The sequence below is a fragment of the Arthrobacter sp. TJ-265 genome (assembly GCF_058269135.1).
On record NZ_JBZCND010000001.1, the window covers coordinates 59,548 to 75,313 of the forward strand.

Below are 15,766 nucleotides of genomic sequence, written 5' to 3' on the forward strand. Positions count from 1 at the left end.
CGTGCAGGACCCGTTCCTCGCACCCCACCACGACGGCTCGCCCCTGTACGTGCCCGAGCAGTCGCCGGGTGTGGGCGACACCCTGGCGGTGCGCGTGCGGGTCCCCGCCCGGTGGGGCACACCCTCGCGGGTGTTCGTCCGGTCCCTCCGCGACGGCGAAGGGCACTACGACGAGGCGCGGCTCCTTCCCGCCGACGGGGACGACGGCGGCTGGGCGTGCTGGGAGGCGCGCGTCACCGCCGTCAATCCCACGCTCCGCTACCGGTTCGTGTTCGAACTGCCGGGCGCCCACGGGCCCCTGCTCCGGTGGCTCAACGCCACCGGGGTGTCCGGCCGGGACACTCCCGACCGCGACGACTTCCGGATCGACTGCCGCCCCGCGCCTGCGCCGTGGGCCCGCGCCGCCGTCATCTACCAGGTCTTCCCCGACCGGTTCGCGAGGTCCTCCGCCGCGGCGCCCCTGGACGCCCTCCCGGACTGGGCCGTCGGCTGCCCCTGGGACGAGCCGGTGCAGCCGCGCGGCGCGCTGACACCCCGGCAGGTGTACGGGGGAGACCTCGACGGCATCACCGAGCGCCTCGACCACCTCCAGGCGCTGGGCGCGACGGTCCTGTACCTGACGCCCTTCTTCCCCGCGCGGTCCAACCACCGGTACGACGCCTCGACGTTCGACGAGGTGGACCCGCTCCTCGGCGGGAACGCCGCCCTCGTCCGGCTCGTCGAGGCCGCCCACGCCCGCGGCCTCGCCGTCCTCGGGGACCTCACCGTCAATCACACCGGCGACGCCCACGACTGGTTCCGGAAGGCCTCGGCCGATCCGACCTGCGAGGAGGCCGGCTTCTACTACTTCAGCGAGGACGGCACGGAGTACGCCAGCTGGTTCGGCGTCCCCAGCCTGCCCAAACTCGACTGGTCCTCGCCGGAACTGCGTCGGCGGTTCGTCGAGGGCCCGGAGTCGGTGGTGGCCCGGTGGCTGCTCCCGCCCTTCAACCTCGACGGCTGGCGCATCGACGTCGCCAACATGACCGGGCGGCACGGGCCCGTCGACCTCAACCGGGAGGTGGCCGCGCTCATCCGCGGCACCATGGACGCCGTCCGGCCCGGACTGATGCTCCTCGCCGAATCCACGGGTGACGCCACCGACGACCTCTCCGGGCGGACCTGGGACGGCGGCATGACCTACTCGAACTTCACGCGGCCGCTCTGGCAGTGGCTGGCCCGCGGGGGACGGGCGACGGCGGGCATCAACTTCTTCGGCACGCCCGCGCGCGGCGTCCCCCGGATCGACGGCGGCGACCTCGTCGCCACGCACACCGCGCTGTCCTCCGGATTCTCCTGGCGGGTCCGCTCGCAGAACATGACGGCGCTGAACACCCACGACACCGCACGCGCCGCCACGGTGATGATCGACGGCGGCCCCGCCGTCGGGCTGGCCCTCGCCTTCCTGCTGCCGGGTCTGCCCACGCTCTTCGCCGGCGACGAGTTCGGTCTGCGGGGCACCAACGGCGAGGACGCCCGGACACCCATGCCGTGGGACGGTCCCGATCGACGGCCCGCTGACGCGCGCGCCCTGATCGCGGACCTGGCGGCGCTCCGGCGCGCCTCTCCGGCGCTGCGGGACGGCGCGGTGCGCTGGCTGGCCGCGACGCCCGACGCCGTCGTGTTCGTGCGTGAACACGAGGTGGAATGCCTCGTGGTCGCGGCGGCACGGGCGGAGCACGACGGCGTCCGGGTGCCGCTCGACCTGCTGCCCGGCCCGTGGGCCCCGGCCCGGCCCGTCGGTCCGGGCCCGCACGGGGTATCGGTTGAGGAGACGGCGGACGCGCTCGTGGTCTCCGGCCGCGGACCGGGAGTCCAGGTGTGGCGCCTCCCGGGCGTCCCTACCCCCGGACGCTAGGGACGGCAGGCCCTTCGACGGGTGGAATTTGTCAGGGGAGGCGGGCAGACTGGATGGATGAACCACATCTCGGGACACCATCATGCTTGAGGAGCTCGTCGAAGCCTTCGCCATCGGCCTCGGGGTGCTCCTCGCCCTCGGCGCCGGTACCGGCGTCGCCGGCTGGGTGGTGGTGCGGAAGGTCAGGAGCTCCCGCATCATCGAGCGGACCAGGGATCGCGGCATGCTGGCCGCCCGCGCCTACTCCCCGGACGCGCTGACCCGGGAACCCGCACGGCTGATCGGCAACCTCGCGCGGTCCTCGCGTGCCACGCACCTCGCCCTGTCGGAGGCGAAGGCCCAGGGCCGTCCGGTCGGCGACCTGCCGCGGGCCGCCACGGAGATCGACCAGGCGGCCGCTTCCCTGGAGAACCTGCTGCGGGCCGCGGACCGGGAACCGAACCGGGCGCTGAAGCAGGAATGGACCAGGGACCTCTCCGCCCAGGCGCAGGCCCTCGACGAACTCTCCGCCGACCTGCGCCGGAGCCTCCTGCAGACCTCACGCTCCATCGACACGCTCCAGCTCGAGCGTGCCACCACGCGCCTGCGCACCGAGATCTCGGCCATGGGGGCCTGGCGGGACACGTACGGGAACCGGCAGACGTGGTGAGAGGTTTGATCAGGTAGCCACACCACAACCAGCCGGGGGTCCGAGCAATGTCGATCAAACGCCGCATCACGCGCATCGTGCAGGCCAACCGGAACGCGGCGGCCGAAGCGAAGCAGGACCCCCGGGTCCAGGCGCAGAACGCCCAGGTGTCCCAGCACTCGCTGCTGGATCAGGCGCGCCGCGGGGCGGCCGACGTCGCCGCACACCACCACCGCGTGGGTCTCGCCGCCAATGACGCCGCCGCCTACCTCAACCGGGTCGAAGCGGCCGCCGCGGCCGCCGTCCAGCGCGGGGACGACGACGCCGCCCGGGCCGCGATCCGGGAGTCGATGACGGCACGCCGACGCCTCGACACGCTCACCCGGCAGCTCCGCGAGGCGGAGGAGCAGTCCCGCCGTCTGCAGCAGGACGTCCGTCGGCTCGAACAGCGCGTGCAGCAGAACGCCATGGAGTACGACGCCATGCTGGCCCGGCGTGCCGCAGCGCAGGCCGCCATCGGCGTGCACGACGCCCTCGCCTCCTCCTCGCGGGAGGGGGCGGCGATCGACGCCGCGCGCCGCAACGCCGAGCTCGAGGTGCGCCGCTTCGAGGCCCAGGCGCGAGCGCGCGAGGAGCTCTCCTGGACCGACCCGTCCTCCCCGCGCCTGCAGCAGGCCTTCGAGGAACTCGAGGCGGAGGCGGCGACGCAGCAGGAGCTCGAGAAGCTCAAGCGGAGGAACGACCGAGGCTATCCTCCAGTGCAGCGCTGAGCGCCCGCAGGAGGGCGTCGTCGATGTCGTCCTCGTTCCGGAGCCGGATGCGCCAGGCGAACGGGTCGTCGCCGCGGACCGGTTCGAGTCCGGGCAGGTCCGGCACCGCCAGCCGGAAGGACAGATCGACGGCGGTACGGGTGGTCGGGGCGAGCTGCGCGAACTTCCGCCGCGACGACTGCAGCGAGACGTAGGTCTTCCGCATCTGGATGATCGTCCCGGGTGTCGCCGCGGCCCACAGCAGGATCCGGTCGGCGACGGGCTTGAGGGCCGGCCGGTCCGCGTACTGGGCGTCGTAGAGCTCGTCGGCGGACCGGAGGAACATCTCGGGGAGCCCGAAGACCTCCCAGTCGACGCTCATCAGGCTGTACCCGGTGACCCCCTGCTCCCTGAGCCAGCGGGCCAGGTCCTCGTGCGTCGTGATGCCCGCGGCGCGGGCGTCGCCCGCCCAGTCCGACGGCGTCCGCCCGGTGGTACGGAGGAGGCGTGCCGCGTTCGCGTCCACCATCGACTGCCAGCTCTGCATCTCGGCCATGCCCACACTGTAGCGGCAGCGGTGGCGCACCATCCTCGGGTCCGCACGCCCGGTCCGCGTGCCGGAAAGGCGCCGACGGGCGTTGCTACACTCGGCGCATGACCGAGCTGAGCGGTGCCCATGTCCTCGTCGTCGGCGCCACCGGCGTCCTCGGGGCCGAGCTGTCCCGCCAGCTCGCGGCACAGGGGGCCCGGCTCACGCTCTCCGGGCGGTCCGAGGACAAACTGGGGAGACTCGCGGAGGAACTCGGGGAGGCCGTCGTCGGTCGCGTCGCCGCTGATCTGGGCAGGCCCACGGGCCCGGCGGACATCGCCGCCGCGGTGTACGGCCGGGAGCTGGACGGACTCGTGTTCGCGTCCGGCGTGGTGGCCTTCGGGCCCGCCACCGAGGTCGACGACGACACCCTCGACGAGCTCGTGCTCGTGAACCTGCTCGGCTACATGCGGCTCGTCCGTGCGGTCGCCCCCTCGCTCGGGAAGGACTCGTTCATCGCGCAGATCAGTGCCGTCGTCGCCGAGAGCCCGACGGCGGGTATGGCCGCGTACTCGGCCACGAAGGCGGGGCTGAGCGCATACGGGAAGGCACTGACGCTGGAGCTGCGCCGGCAGGGCGTCCGGGTCCTCGACGCGCGTCCGCCGCACACGGAGACCGGGTTGGCCACGCGGCCCATCGCAGGGGAGGCCCCCAGGCTGCCGCAGGGCAAGGATCCGGTGGCCGTCGCCGGACGCATCGTCAGCGCCATCCGCGACGGTGAACGGGACCTGGCCTCGTCCGCGTTCTGAGGCCGTCAGCCCGGGGAGCGGCCCCGTCCTACCGCACCCGTGCGACGCGGGCCGGCATCGGGACGGCGGCGACGGCACTGGCCGCGCACGCGAGAGCCGCCGCCGGGAAGGCGACAGCGGCGCTGCCCGCCTGGAGCAGGAGCCCCGTGAGCGATGCCCCGACCGCCTGCCCGAGCACGAGGGCGATGAACAGGAGTGACGTCCCGGCCGCGCTGTCGGCCGCCGTGGCGGCGGCCCACAGGATGAGCACGGACGTCGCTGCCGTGTAGGCGAGGCCGAAGCAGAAGACGGCGGTATAGGCCAGGAGGAGGGAACCGGGCGCTGTCCCCACGAGCGTGGTCGCCGCCGCCGTGACGATGGTCGACAGCGACCACGTCACGGGGATGGAATGCCCCGCGAGCCAGCGGGACACCGCGGCGGCTCCGGCGCCACCCAGCCCCAGGGCTATCCAGGCGCCGGCGGTCAGGCCGACGCCCATACCGCCCGCCTGCTCGAGCGTCGCCCTGCCGTAGACCCACACGGCGGCGGACCCGCTCCCGAAGACGAGGGCGCCGCCGAGCGGCCTGGCCAGTCCGTGCAAACCCGACCGCGCGACGAGCGAGGGCGCGGCCCGCTGCCCGGCAGGGAGGCCGGGCGTGCCGGTCCCCCTGTCCAGCCGCAGGACAGCGACCATGGACGCCACGGCGAGGACCGCCACCAGCACCCAGGCCAGGCGCCATGCCTCGCCGAGCACGAGGGACAGGGCCCCCGCGAGGACCACGCCGAACCCCGTCCCCGAATTGACCGCCGACTGGAGCCGCCCCTGGGCCGGGGAGTCGGCGTTGCGGCCGACCAGCTCCACCATGGCGGGGGAGGCGAACCCCGCTCCCATCCCGGCGAGCAGGACTCCTCCCGCGAACACCGGGGTGCTGGGGGCGGCGGCGATACCCAGGCTGCCGAGGGTCGCGGAGAGCCCGGCGAGCACGGCCACCGCGCGGGGACGGAGGGAGGCGTGGCGGAAGCCGATGCCGGCGGACACGCAGTAGAGGATCGAGGCGCCGGACGCCAGCAGTCCGCTCACCGCGGGCGTCAGGGGGAACGCCGCGGAGAACGCCGGCAGGAACAGTCCGTAGCCGAGGCGGGCCAGGCCGTAGGTGACGGCGATGAGCGCGACGCCGGACGTCGCGAACAGCAGGGCGTGGGGCCGGGCAGCTGACTGTAACGATCGTTTCATTGAAACGAACGTTATACCCTTGTCCCATGGCACTCCAACCAACGGCACGGGACCGGCTGCTCGACGCGGCGGAGGACCTCACAGCGACGCAGGGGGTGAGCGTCACCCCCGTCGACGCGATCCTCCAGCGCGCCCGGGTCTCGCCGGCCACGCTCTACGCGCATTTCGGCAACAAGGAAGGCCTGATCACGCAGGCCCTGCGCCGTCGGCTGACCCGGTGGGACACCACCTGGCAGGAATGCGTCGACGAGGCGCCCACCCCCGAGGAGAAGCTGCTCGCCGTCTTCACCGCACTCTCCCGGCACCGGCATGCCCTCACGCCCTCGCGGTGGTGCGTGTTCCTCGGCGTCGCCGCGGAGACCCCGCACCCCGGGCGGGACCTCGAGGACGCGCTCGCCGCCGACACCCGGCTGCTCCTGGGCCGGCTGGAGGACCTGGCGGTCCCCCTCGTGGGCGCGCAGCAGGCGCCGTTGCTGGCGGGTCGGCTCGTCCTGATCTACACCGGCGTCCTCGGGATGATCCTGCGCGGAACGGACGTGGACACCGCCACCGCCGAGGGCAGGCACATCGCCGGCACCACCCTGCGCGCCGTCACCGGACCGACGTCCCGGGGGCGCTGAGCGCCGGCACGGGTCGGTGCCGCTCGGCGCGCGGTCAGGCGAAGTCCCGGACCTTCTTCCAGCCGGGATCGAGGGTGTGCCGCGCGGTGACGTCGCGCCGTTCGCGGGCCGCGGCGTCGAGGACGTCCCTGCCGTTCTGGTCCTCCGAGTCGGAGTAGAAGTGGAGGGTCCGGACGCCCCTGGACGTCTCGGCGGCCACCAGCATCCCCCGGAACCCGAGCGCCGTCACGAGCGAGTCCTCGAGGCCGTTCAGGGCATCGAACGCCGCGGGGCGGGGGAGGCCCTGCTCGTCGGCGTCGAACGGGACCCGCAGTGCCGTGTGGAGGTCGAAGCGGGGATGGTCGATCCACCGCAGCGGGCGCAGGACCCGCACGAGGATCGGATGGCCCGCTCCGAGGGTCCCCTGCAGGAGGAGCCAGTCGGGTGCGGGGAGGGTGCGGGCGAGGTCCGCGACCCGGACCGGCAGGTCCGCTGCAGGGATGCTGTCCACCACGTCACGGGCGATGCAGTCCACGCGGCGGATCCAGCGTTCGACGTCGTCCTCACCGAGCAGCCATTCGAGCAGCAGGACGCACAATCCGTATTCGTCGTCCCATTGTCCGGTGAAGCCGGGGTTGTACACGGAGACGATGAAGCCGTCACCCGCGCGGGTCACCGCGGCATGCACGCGGGTCCGGCGGAGGTCGAAGGTCCGGCCGCGGTAGGTGATGGTGGATTCCAGCATGTCCGGTTTGGCGCTGCGGGCGGGGACGAAGTCCCACCGGGGGCCGGGCGGCGGGGACGCCCGGTACCAGCGTTCGGCCACCGGACGCAGCGACGCGTCGCCACCGCTGGAGACGCACAGCGTGTGCTCGGCGTCGGTGCCGGTACGGGTCTCCCATTCGAGGCCATGCGCGATCGCCTGCACACGCCGGGTCATGACGTCCACGTAGGCATCGAAGTCCCCGGCCCGCGTGGCATCGGTCAGGAGCTCTTCGCCGTCGTCCGCCCACCAGCGCCAGAAGGCTTCGATCGGGTCCGTCCCGGCCCTGCGGGCGGAACCCCTGCGGCGGCTGAAGATCCCTCTCACTCCTGCGTCCCCGGTGCTCGCGGGCGCTCAGCGGCGGCGGTAGGTGAGGTCGAACACCGTGCGCCCGGACTCGATCGCCTTGTTCTCGAAACTGGTGAGGGTGCGGCCCCCGAAACGGGGGGCCCAGCCGCCGAGCGAGTCCGTCCCCTCGTTGACGCCCGTGTTCCCGGTGCTCACCGGATCACGGCCCTGACGCACGGGCGCACCGCCGACCACCGATTCCACCCCGCTCTGCCAGACCCGGGTGAGCGGACTGTCCGCGCCGCTGCGTTCGCCGTCGTGGAGGTTCTCGAACTGCGGATGCGCGTCGAGCACGGCGCGCATCTGCACGGCGTAGCTCGACCAGTCGGTGGCGAGGCGGAACAGCCCTCCGGGCGCGATGATGCGGGCGGCGAGCTCGACGTAGTCCTCCTTCACGAGCCGGCGCTTGTGGTGGCGGGCCTTGTGCCAGGGGTCGGGGAAGAAGGTCCAGAGCTCGGCGACGGACGATGCGGGGATCATCCCCTCGAAGGCCTCCGCCGCATTGACCTGAGCGGTCCGCACGTTCGTCAGGTCCTTCTGGCTGATGCGCAGCATGGTCTGGGCGAGCCCGGGGCGGTACACCTCGAGAGCCAGGTAGTCGCGGTCCGGGTCGAGTTCTGCGGCGTGCGCGATGGCTTCGCCCAGTCCGGACCCGACCTCGACGACGAGCGGCGCCGACCGGCCGAAGGCGGCCTCGACGTCGAGCACGAAGCCGGGCGCCACCGAGGTGTCGGCGTTGTGGACGCGCGGGACGTCCAGGAGGAAGGCCTCGGCGAGTTCGTCCCAGGCCTCGCGCCGCCTGCCCTGGAGGCGCGAGCCCCGCCGGACGAAGGACACGGGCTGGGTGCGGTGCGGCTGATCGGGGGTCTGTACTTGAGGATCCATCACTCCCAAGGCTACCGGCCGCGGGTCGTCGCGGCGCTCGGGCAGGGCCCGCGATGCGGGGTTCCGGCGCTCCGGCTGGTAAACTGGGAGAACTTGCCTGCGCACGGCCGACCATGTCATCCAGACGGGCGTCATCCAGAACAGCGCGCAGCCTGCGTCGATAGAACGCATTCTTTTGTCCCGCATCCAGCTCGCACGATCGTGAGCGCGGTGGACACTGTCTGACTCTTCTTCGGCGAACCCCTGCGCCGACCGGCGCCGGGGAACATGAGAAGAAAGTTCGTGTACTCCACATGACTACTTTTGCCGCCCTCGGTGTGCCCAAGGCGCTGGTCGAGAACCTCGCCGCGCAGGGCATCGCCGAACCCTTCCCCATCCAGGTCAAGTCGCTGCCCGACTCCCTCGCGGGGCGCGACGTCCTCGGCCGTGGCCGCACCGGCTCGGGCAAGACCCTCGCCTTCGCGCTCCCCATGGTCGCGCGCCTCGCCGAGCAGGAAGCGGCCTACCGCCGCAAGCCCGGGCGCCCGCTGGCCCTGGTCCTCGCTCCTACACGTGAGCTCGCCACGCAGATCAACGCCACGGTCGAACCCCTGGCCAAGGAACTGGGCCTGAACACCACCGTCATCTACGGTGGAGTCTCCCAGCAGCGCCAGGAGAAGGCCCTGCGCGCCGGCGTCGACATCGTCATCGCCTGCCCCGGGCGCCTCGAGGACCTGATGCGGCAGAAGCTGATCACCCTCGAGTCCGTGGAGATCACCATCCTCGACGAGGCCGACCACATGGCGGACCTCGGCTTCCTGCCCGTCGTGAAGAAGCTGCTCGACACGACCCCGGCCGACGGCCAGCGCCTGCTGTTCTCGGCGACGCTGGACAACGGTGTGGACAAGGTGGTCAACCGCTACATGACCAACCCGGTCACCCACTCGGTCGACGACCCCCAGGCCGCGGTCACCACCATGGAGCACCACGTGCTGCTGATCGGCGACCAGACGCAGAAGAAGCAGCTGATCGTCCAGCTCGCTTCCGGCTCCGGCCGCCGCCTGCTCTTCATGCGCACCAAGCACCACGCGCGGAAGCTCGCCAAGACCCTCACCGACGCCGGCATCCCAGCCGTCGACCTGCACGGCAACCTGTCGCAGAACGCCCGCGACCGCAACCTCGCGGAGTTCTCCTCGGGTGACGTCCGCGTGCTCGTCGCCACCGACGTCGCCGCGCGCGGCGTGCACGTCGACGACGTCGAACTGGTGGTCCACGTGGACCCGCCCACGGAGCACAAGGCCTACCTGCACCGTTCGGGCCGCACGGCCCGCGCCGGCTCGTCGGGCACCGTGGTCACGATCACGTTGCCCGAGCAGAAGTCCGAGGTGCAGAAGCTCATGAAGGCCGCGGGCGTCGACGTCGCGTTCGAGAACGTGAAGGCGACCTCGCCCCTGGTCCAGTCCCTGACCGGGGACCTCGCGGAGAAGATCGACCCCCGCACCCGTGCGGCGCTCCTCGTCTCCCGTGAGGCCGCCCGCGGCCAGGGCACGTCCACCGGCGCGAACGCCGAGCGCAAGCGCGCCCGTCGCGGCGCTCCGGCACCGACCGCGGGTGGTCGTGGGGGCCGCGGCGGTCGGGGACGCGTCTCCGCCGATCCGCAGGCCGCCCAGGGCAACCGCGCCGATCGCCGCAAGGACCAGCCGCAGGCACCCCGCTTCGGTACCGACACCGGTGCCGCGGCGAAGACCGGCGGTACCCGCCGTCGTACCGAGGAGCCCCGCACCGCCTCGGAGACGACGTCGCGCAGCCGCCGTCCGGCGTCGGGCCAGCGCGTCGGCGACGCCGTCCCCCGGACGGCCGCCGGGGCTCCCGCGGCCGGTGGCCAGCGCAGCCATGCGCCGTCGGCCGCACGCTCCGAGGGTGCCCGCCGCTCCGGTGGCTCCCGCAGGGCGAGCGTCCCGGCGTCGAACGACCGCCGCCCGCGCTAGCACCACACGCCGATGAGGCCCCCTACCCGTCCGGGTAGGGGGCTTCACGCGTCCCGGGTGGTGCGGGCGTGCGCCGGGTGGGGAAGAATGGCCGGATGAACGCACTCCTGAACGTCATCTGGCTCCTGTTCGGCGGCATCTGGCTCGCCCTCGGCTATTTCGCGGCGGGCGTCATCTGCTGCCTGCTGATCGTGACCATCCCGTTCGGTATCGCGTCGTTCCGGATCGGGGTGTACGCGCTGTGGCCGTTCGGCCAGACCGTCGTGAACCGGGGCGGGCAGATGGGTGCGTGGTCCACGATCGGCAACGTGATCTGGCTGCTCGTCGCGGGCATCTGGATCGCCATCGGCCACGTGGTCACGGCCATCCCGATGTTCGTGAGCATCATCGGCATCCCGCTGGGCATCGCGAACCTCAAGCTGATCCCGGTGTCGCTGGCGCCGCTCGGCAAGGTCATCGTCCCGTCCCAGGGAACCTACCTGCCGACCTACCGCTGACCTCCCGGCCGACGTGCCGCTGACGGACCGCCGCCGGACGCCCGGTGGCGGCCGGGCCTAGTCCGACGCGGAGCTGTGGACCGCCGACCCGTTCTGCCCGGGCTTGTCCGCGTTCTTCAGCAGGTCGCCGAGCAGGGCGATGATGTCGAGTCCTGTGGTGTCCTTGACCATCTGCGTGGTCTGGTGGACGCCGCTGGAGACGTTCCTGCTGAGCTGGCTCGCGCCGTCGGTGGAGACCACGGTCATGGTGTCGATGGCGGACATCGGGGCGGCGATCTCGCGGGCCATCGCCGGCAGGACCTCGAGGACCTTCGACAGGATGGCGGCTTGGTTGAACTTCTCGTACGCTTCCGCCTGCGCGGCGATCCCCGCGGCCTCGGCCTTGCCGCGGGCTTCCGCGGATCCCGCCTCCGCGCTACCGCGGGACGCGATGACGGCGGCGTCGGCGCGGCCCCTGGCCTCGCTGATGGACGCCTCGGCGGTACCACGCGCGGTGTTCGCCGCGGCGTCCGCCTCTGCGGCCACGCGGTCACCCTCGGCGACGAGCTTGCGGCGCGCGAGGTCCACGCGGGCCTCGATCTCGGTCGCCTCGGAGGCGCGACGGCGCTCCTCGAGCTTCGCGTCGGCCTGCTGGATGAGGCGGTACTTCTCGGCGTCCGCGGGCTTGCGCACCTCGGTGTCGAGCTCGCGCTCGCGCAGCTCCGAACGTCGCTGCGCCACCTGCTGCTCGCGGATGATGACCTGCTCCTGCTGTTCCGCCTGGGCGAGCGGTCCCGAGGCGTCGGCCCGCGCCTGGCGGGCGTCGGCCTCCTCCTTGAGTTCCGCGCGGCGGATGATCAGCTGCTGCTGCGCGAGGGCCACCTGTTCGTCGGACAGGGCGCGTGCCTGCTCCGACTCCTGCATGGACCGCGCCTCGGCGATCTTCGCGTTGCGTTCGGCGAGGGCCGCCTCGGGGCGGCCGAGGTTCTTCAGGTACCCGGAGTCGTCGTCCACGGACTGGATCTGGAAGGTGTCGATCTCCAGCCCCTGGTTGTGCATGGAGTGCTCCGCCTCCTCCTTCACGCTCTTGGCGAAGGTGGACCGGTCCCGGATGATCGACTCGACGGTCAGGGTGCCCACGATGGAGCGCAGCGAACCGGACAGCGTCTCCTGCGTGTAGTGGTCGATGGCGTCCTGCTGGTTGAGGAAGCGCTGGGCCGCCTTGCGGACGGCGTCGGCGTCGCCGCCCACCTTGACCTGCGCGACGCCGGTGAGGTGGAGCTTGATGCCGTTCTTCGAGATGCCTTCGATGCGCAGGGACACCTGCCGGGAGGCGAGGGACAGCGGGTAGGCCCGCTGGGAGAACGGGTTGATGAAGATGCGGCCGAAGACGACGCGCTGGCTGTCCGGATCGGGCTGCCCCTTGCTGTCCTTGGAGGAGATGATGAGTGCCTGGTCCGGGCTGGCGATGTGCAGCGCCATGCGGGCGAGCACGACGGCGGCGACGACGAGGACGAGGAGTACCACCGCGCCGATGATGAGCGGGATGAACGTGAGATCCACTTGCGACCCTTTCAATGGTCTTCGGAGAGGCCCCGGCGGCGCGGGTGCGCGCCGGAGCGTGATCAAGCTACTGCGTGCACTGTGCCGACCCGACCCCATGTCGTCGAAGTGGATGACCCGCATGCTGCGGGTCCGTGGTCCTAGGAGGCGGCTCCGGTGAGGAACGCCTGCATGAGGGGCCCGCCGGAGGTGGAGCCCAGCTCGCCCTCCTCGACGAAGACGGCCACAGCGAGGTCTCCCTGGAGGGCGACGACCCAGGCGTGGGTACGCGGGGGAGTCTCGCTGCCGAACTCTGCGGTGCCGGTCTTGGCCAGGACAGGGGCCCCGGGGACGTCCTGCAGCAGCTGCGCGCCCCCCTGGGTGACGACGGCGCCCATGAGCGTCTTCAGCATCCCCGACTCCGCGGCCGTGAACGCGCTGGGCGTCGCCGCCGCGGAGGGAGCGGCGGTGGAGGGAGCGGCGGTGGAGGAAGCCTCGTCGGAGGGGGCATCCGCGGTGGCCGACGCCGAGCCCGACGGCGAGGCGGTCCCCTCGCCGGTGGACTCGCCGGGTGCGAGGAGTGTCGGCGTGACGCGGGCCCCGGCGCCCACGGACGCCGCCATCGTGGCGAGCGAGAGGGGCGAGACGAGGACCTCGCCCTGGCCGATCATGGCGGCGGCGTGGGCGGTACCCTCGGCCTCGGTGGGTACGGACCCGAAGAAGGCCGGCGTCCCGATGCTCGCTTCGACGCCGATGCCGAGGTCGGTGGCGGCGCCTTCCAGGTCGGCCTGGCTGATCGTGTCCCGTGCGGAGATGAAGCCGGTGTTGCAGGACTGCGCGAAGGTCTCGAGGAGCGGGATCGTGCCGACGGACTGTGCGGGGAAGGTGCTGGCGTTGCTGAACGTCCGGCCGTCGACCGTCACCTCCTCGCTGCACTCGGTCGGTGTCTCGGGCGTGAAACCCTTGCGCAGCAGCGCGAGGCTCGTGGCGATCTTGAACGTGGAGCCCGGCGGGTACTGGCCGAGCAGCGCCGTCTGCAGGCCCTCGCTCCCCGGCCCGTTGGCCGCCGCGAGGATCTCACCCGTGCTGGGGCGGATGGCTACGATCGACGACGCCGACGGCTCGTCCGCGAGCACCTCCTCGCCGAGGCTCTGCAACCGGGGGTCGAGGGTCGTGGCGAGGTCCTCGCCATCCACCGGTGCCGTGGTGAAGAGGTTCCGGGGAGCCGTCGGGGGATCGCCCGCGGGGACCGCGTTCACCGACAGCCCCGGGGTACCGGCGAGCCGGGCGTTGTGCTGGAGCTGCAGCCCGCCCAGGCCGGTGATGTCCCCGGCCCTGACGGTGCCGTCGGTCTGCTCGACGAGCTCCTCGGTGGCCTCCCCGACGCTGCCCAGCAGCTCGCGGGCGAAGGTGCGCGTGGGCGCGAGCTCGAGCGTGTCGGCCTGCCGGAGCGCTCCCGGGATGGCGTCGATCTGCGCGTCGGTCACGGTGCGGGTGGCGTCGTCGCGCAGGACGAGGGCCACCACGAAGGCTTCCTCGCCGGCCGTGGCCACCTGCTCCTCGTAGCCGGCGGCGTCGAGCTCCAGCAGCGTCGCGAGGGCGCGGGCGGAGGCGGCCTGCTGCGCCTCCGGGACCAGCGTCTTGTCGATGCCCACGCGGACGACGGGCCGTTGCGTGACGATGACGGCGCCGTCCGCGCCCGTGATGTCGCCGCGGTCCCCGGGCGTGCGCACGAGGGTGAGCTTCTCCTCCGGCAGCAGGTCGGGGGCGAGGACGCCGGGGTCCCATGCCGTCTGCCAGGAGTCCTCGACGCGCGTGAGGTCCGCCGTCGTGCTGTAGGTCCAGTCCTGGTCGGTCGCGTCGAGGTCCCACACGTAGTCCAGCGTCGCGGTCGCCGTGTCCTCGCCGGTCTCCTCGACGCCGGCCACCGTGACCTGCGGGGGTCCCGGGGCGAAGCCCTCCGTGATCGCGGCCAGCTGGGCGGTCACGTCGGCGGGCTCCGCAGCGGTGAAGGCGGACTGCCCGACGTCGAGCCGTGCGAGTCCCTCGGCCAGCGTGGCGGCGGCGTCCTCGGCCGTCGGCCGGTCGTCCGTGCAGGCCGCGAGGGTGAGGGCGAGGGCGACGGTGGTCAGGACGGACGTGGCACGCTGAAGTTTCCCCATGCGGCCCATTATGTCCGAGAACGCCGGGACGCCCCGTTCCCTCGGCTCGCCGGGGCGTCGCGCCCGCCCCGGACGCGGCGTACCATTCGAGGTCCACGACCCGCCGGGGGCAATGATGCACATCGAGGCACGAACACTCGACGAGGCGGTCGCGCGGAACGCGTTCACGGGCGTGGCCACGGTCGACGTCGGAGAGCGCCGCACCCTCGAGCGCTGCGAGGGCTTCCTGCACCGGGGGCTCCGCGTGCCGATGACGGCGGACACGCGCATCGCGATCGCCAGTGGCAGCAAGGCCTTCACCGCCCTCGCGGTCATGCGCCTGGTCGAGGACGGCACGCTCGGGCTCGGGCAGCGGGTGCGCGGGCTCCTCGGTGACGACCTGCCCCTGATCGCCGACGCCGTCACGATCGAGCACCTGCTGACGCACACCTCGGGCATCGGCGACTACCTGGACGAGAGCGCAGACTGGGAGGCCACCGACTTCGTACTCACCGTCCCGGTGCACATGCTCACCACGGCCGAGGCGTTCCTGCCGCTGCTCGGCGGCCACCCGCAGCAAGCGGCACCGGGGGAGCGGTTCGCCTACTGCAACGGCGGGTACATGGTGCTGGCGGTCCTGCTGGAACGGGTGACCCGGATGACGTACCACGACGCCGTCCGGCGGCTCGTCGTCGATCCCGCGGGGCTGGAGCGCACCGGGTTCCTGCCGCTCAACGACCTGCCGGGGGACGCCGCTCCCGGCTACGTCCTCGACGAGGGCGACCTCGTGAACACGCTGCACCTGCCGGTGCTCGGCAACGGCGACGGCGGAGCATTCACGACGGCGGCGGATCTGCACCGGTTCTGGTGCGCGTTCCTCGACGGGCGGATCGTCACCCGGGACACCATCGCGGAGATGATCCGCCCGCGCCACGACGTGCCGGAGGAAGGGCTGCGCTATGGCATGGGCTTCTGGCTGCACGCGGTCCACCCGGCCCTCGTCCTGGAGGGGTACGACGCCGGGGCGTCCTTCCGCTCCACTCACATCCCCGGGACCCGGACCACGCTGAGCGTGCTGGGCAACAGCACCGAGGGCGCGTGGCCGGTCATCCGGACGTTCGCCGCTGCCGTCGACGCAGAGCCCCGACGGCCGGGGAATTCCTGACTCCCCGACAAAGTTGAGTCGAGTACACTCAAGGCGTCACCAGGATCTCCACCAG

The 15,766-nt window shown here is 72.4% G+C and carries 14 protein-coding genes; 8 read left to right on the top strand and 6 right to left on the bottom strand.

From position 1 onward, the window contains the following. Position 1 precedes the first annotated feature (1 nt). From AC4D2E_RS00290 to AC4D2E_RS00300, 3 genes are all read left to right on the top strand, one after another. Positions 2-1,897: a glycoside hydrolase family 13 protein gene (locus AC4D2E_RS00290; protein ID WP_490951330.1), complete on the top strand. Its 1,896-nt coding sequence runs from the start codon at positions 2-4 to the stop codon at positions 1,895-1,897. Between the two features lie 82 nt (positions 1,898-1,979). After that, entirely contained in the window at positions 1,980-2,546 is a 567-nt protein-coding gene (locus AC4D2E_RS00295) for a hypothetical protein (RefSeq protein ID WP_490951331.1), read from the top strand. Between the two features lie 47 nt (positions 2,547-2,593). Next, the gene (locus AC4D2E_RS00300; protein ID WP_490951332.1) at positions 2,594-3,295 is read left to right on the top strand and encodes a PspA/IM30 family protein; all 702 of its coding nucleotides are present in this window, start codon (positions 2,594-2,596) and stop codon (positions 3,293-3,295) included. On the opposite strand, the gene AC4D2E_RS00305 is transcribed toward AC4D2E_RS00300, so the two are convergent. Next, a complete protein-coding gene (locus AC4D2E_RS00305; protein ID WP_490951333.1) occupies positions 3,252-3,830 on the bottom strand; it encodes a DUF5655 domain-containing protein in 579 nt (192 codons plus the stop codon). The genes AC4D2E_RS00300 and AC4D2E_RS00305 overlap by 44 nt on opposite strands. Before the next feature lie 98 nt (positions 3,831-3,928). Between AC4D2E_RS00305 and AC4D2E_RS00310 the strand changes: the two genes are divergently transcribed. Beyond that, a complete protein-coding gene (locus AC4D2E_RS00310; protein WP_490951334.1) occupies positions 3,929-4,612 on the top strand; it encodes an SDR family NAD(P)-dependent oxidoreductase in 684 nt (227 codons plus the stop codon). A 28-nt stretch (positions 4,613-4,640) separates the two neighbouring features. Here the strand turns inward: AC4D2E_RS00310 and AC4D2E_RS00315 are convergent, their stop codons facing one another. After that, a complete protein-coding gene (locus AC4D2E_RS00315; protein WP_490951335.1) occupies positions 4,641-5,825 on the bottom strand; it encodes an MFS transporter in 1,185 nt (394 codons plus the stop codon). A 26-nt stretch (positions 5,826-5,851) separates the two neighbouring features. Between AC4D2E_RS00315 and AC4D2E_RS00320 the strand changes: the two genes are divergently transcribed. Beyond that, positions 5,852-6,445, top strand: coding sequence for a TetR/AcrR family transcriptional regulator (locus AC4D2E_RS00320; RefSeq protein ID WP_490951336.1), 594 nt, complete (start codon positions 5,852-5,854; stop codon positions 6,443-6,445). A gap of 34 nt (positions 6,446-6,479) precedes the next feature. Here the strand turns inward: AC4D2E_RS00320 and AC4D2E_RS00325 are convergent, their stop codons facing one another. Then, positions 6,480-7,514: a DUF695 domain-containing protein gene (locus tag AC4D2E_RS00325; protein WP_490951337.1), complete on the bottom strand. Its 1,035-nt coding sequence runs from the start codon at positions 7,512-7,514 to the stop codon at positions 6,480-6,482. Positions 7,515-7,541: 27 nt separating this feature from the next. Next, positions 7,542-8,420: a tRNA (guanosine(46)-N7)-methyltransferase TrmB gene (gene trmB / locus AC4D2E_RS00330; protein ID WP_490951338.1), complete on the bottom strand. Its 879-nt coding sequence runs from the start codon at positions 8,418-8,420 to the stop codon at positions 7,542-7,544. A 293-nt stretch (positions 8,421-8,713) separates the two neighbouring features. On the opposite strand from trmB, the gene AC4D2E_RS00335 reads away from it, so the two are divergent. Both AC4D2E_RS00335 and AC4D2E_RS00340 read left to right on the top strand, forming a co-directional pair. Beyond that, complete coding sequence (locus AC4D2E_RS00335) at positions 8,714-10,387, top strand: DEAD/DEAH box helicase (RefSeq protein WP_490910121.1); 1,674 nt, start codon at positions 8,714-8,716, stop codon at positions 10,385-10,387. A 95-nt stretch (positions 10,388-10,482) separates the two neighbouring features. Beyond that, positions 10,483-10,884 carry a YccF domain-containing protein gene (locus AC4D2E_RS00340; RefSeq protein WP_490910120.1) on the top strand — a complete coding sequence of 134 codons (402 nt, stop codon included), beginning with the start codon at positions 10,483-10,485 and terminating at the stop codon, positions 10,882-10,884. 57 nt (positions 10,885-10,941) lie between these two features. Here the strand turns inward: AC4D2E_RS00340 and AC4D2E_RS00345 are convergent, their stop codons facing one another. Together AC4D2E_RS00345 and AC4D2E_RS00350 are read right to left on the bottom strand one after the other, a co-directional pair. Then, on the bottom strand, positions 10,942-12,426 hold the full coding sequence (locus AC4D2E_RS00345; protein ID WP_490951339.1) for a flotillin family protein: 1,485 nt from the start codon (positions 12,424-12,426) through the stop codon (positions 10,942-10,944). A 140-nt stretch (positions 12,427-12,566) separates the two neighbouring features. Beyond that, on the bottom strand, positions 12,567-14,567 hold the full coding sequence (locus AC4D2E_RS00350; protein WP_490951340.1) for a penicillin-binding transpeptidase domain-containing protein: 2,001 nt from the start codon (positions 14,565-14,567) through the stop codon (positions 12,567-12,569). Here AC4D2E_RS00350 and AC4D2E_RS00355 point away from each other — a divergent pair. Continuing rightward, positions 14,566-15,711: a serine hydrolase domain-containing protein gene (locus tag AC4D2E_RS00355; RefSeq protein WP_490951341.1), complete on the top strand. Its 1,146-nt coding sequence runs from the start codon at positions 14,566-14,568 to the stop codon at positions 15,709-15,711. The genes AC4D2E_RS00350 and AC4D2E_RS00355 overlap by 2 nt on opposite strands. The last annotated feature ends 55 nt before the right edge of the window (positions 15,712-15,766 follow it).

Bases quoted from the DNA above. Each gene is read 5' to 3' on its own strand.
- AC4D2E_RS00295 (WP_490951331.1), top strand. From the start codon at position 1,980: ATGCTTGAGGAGCTCGTCGAAGCCTTCGCCATCGGCCTCGGGGTGCTC.
- AC4D2E_RS00300 (WP_490951332.1), top strand. From the start codon at position 2,594: ATGTCGATCAAACGCCGCATCACGCGCATCGTGCAGGCCAACCGGAAC.
- AC4D2E_RS00305 (WP_490951333.1), bottom strand. From the start codon at position 3,830: ATGGCCGAGATGCAGAGCTGGCAGTCGATGGTGGACGCGAACGCGGCA.
- AC4D2E_RS00310 (WP_490951334.1), top strand. From the start codon at position 3,929: ATGACCGAGCTGAGCGGTGCCCATGTCCTCGTCGTCGGCGCCACCGGC.
- AC4D2E_RS00315 (WP_490951335.1), bottom strand. From the start codon at position 5,825: ATGAAACGATCGTTACAGTCAGCTGCCCGGCCCCACGCCCTGCTGTTC.
- AC4D2E_RS00320 (WP_490951336.1), top strand. From the start codon at position 5,852: ATGGCACTCCAACCAACGGCACGGGACCGGCTGCTCGACGCGGCGGAG.
- trmB (WP_490951338.1), bottom strand. From the start codon at position 8,420: ATGGATCCTCAAGTACAGACCCCCGATCAGCCGCACCGCACCCAGCCC.
- AC4D2E_RS00335 (WP_490910121.1), top strand. From the start codon at position 8,714: ATGACTACTTTTGCCGCCCTCGGTGTGCCCAAGGCGCTGGTCGAGAAC.
- AC4D2E_RS00340 (WP_490910120.1), top strand. From the start codon at position 10,483: ATGAACGCACTCCTGAACGTCATCTGGCTCCTGTTCGGCGGCATCTGG.
- AC4D2E_RS00355 (WP_490951341.1), top strand. From the start codon at position 14,566: ATGCGGCCCATTATGTCCGAGAACGCCGGGACGCCCCGTTCCCTCGGC.
- AC4D2E_RS00350 (WP_490951340.1), bottom strand. From the start codon at position 14,567: ATGGGGAAACTTCAGCGTGCCACGTCCGTCCTGACCACCGTCGCCCTC.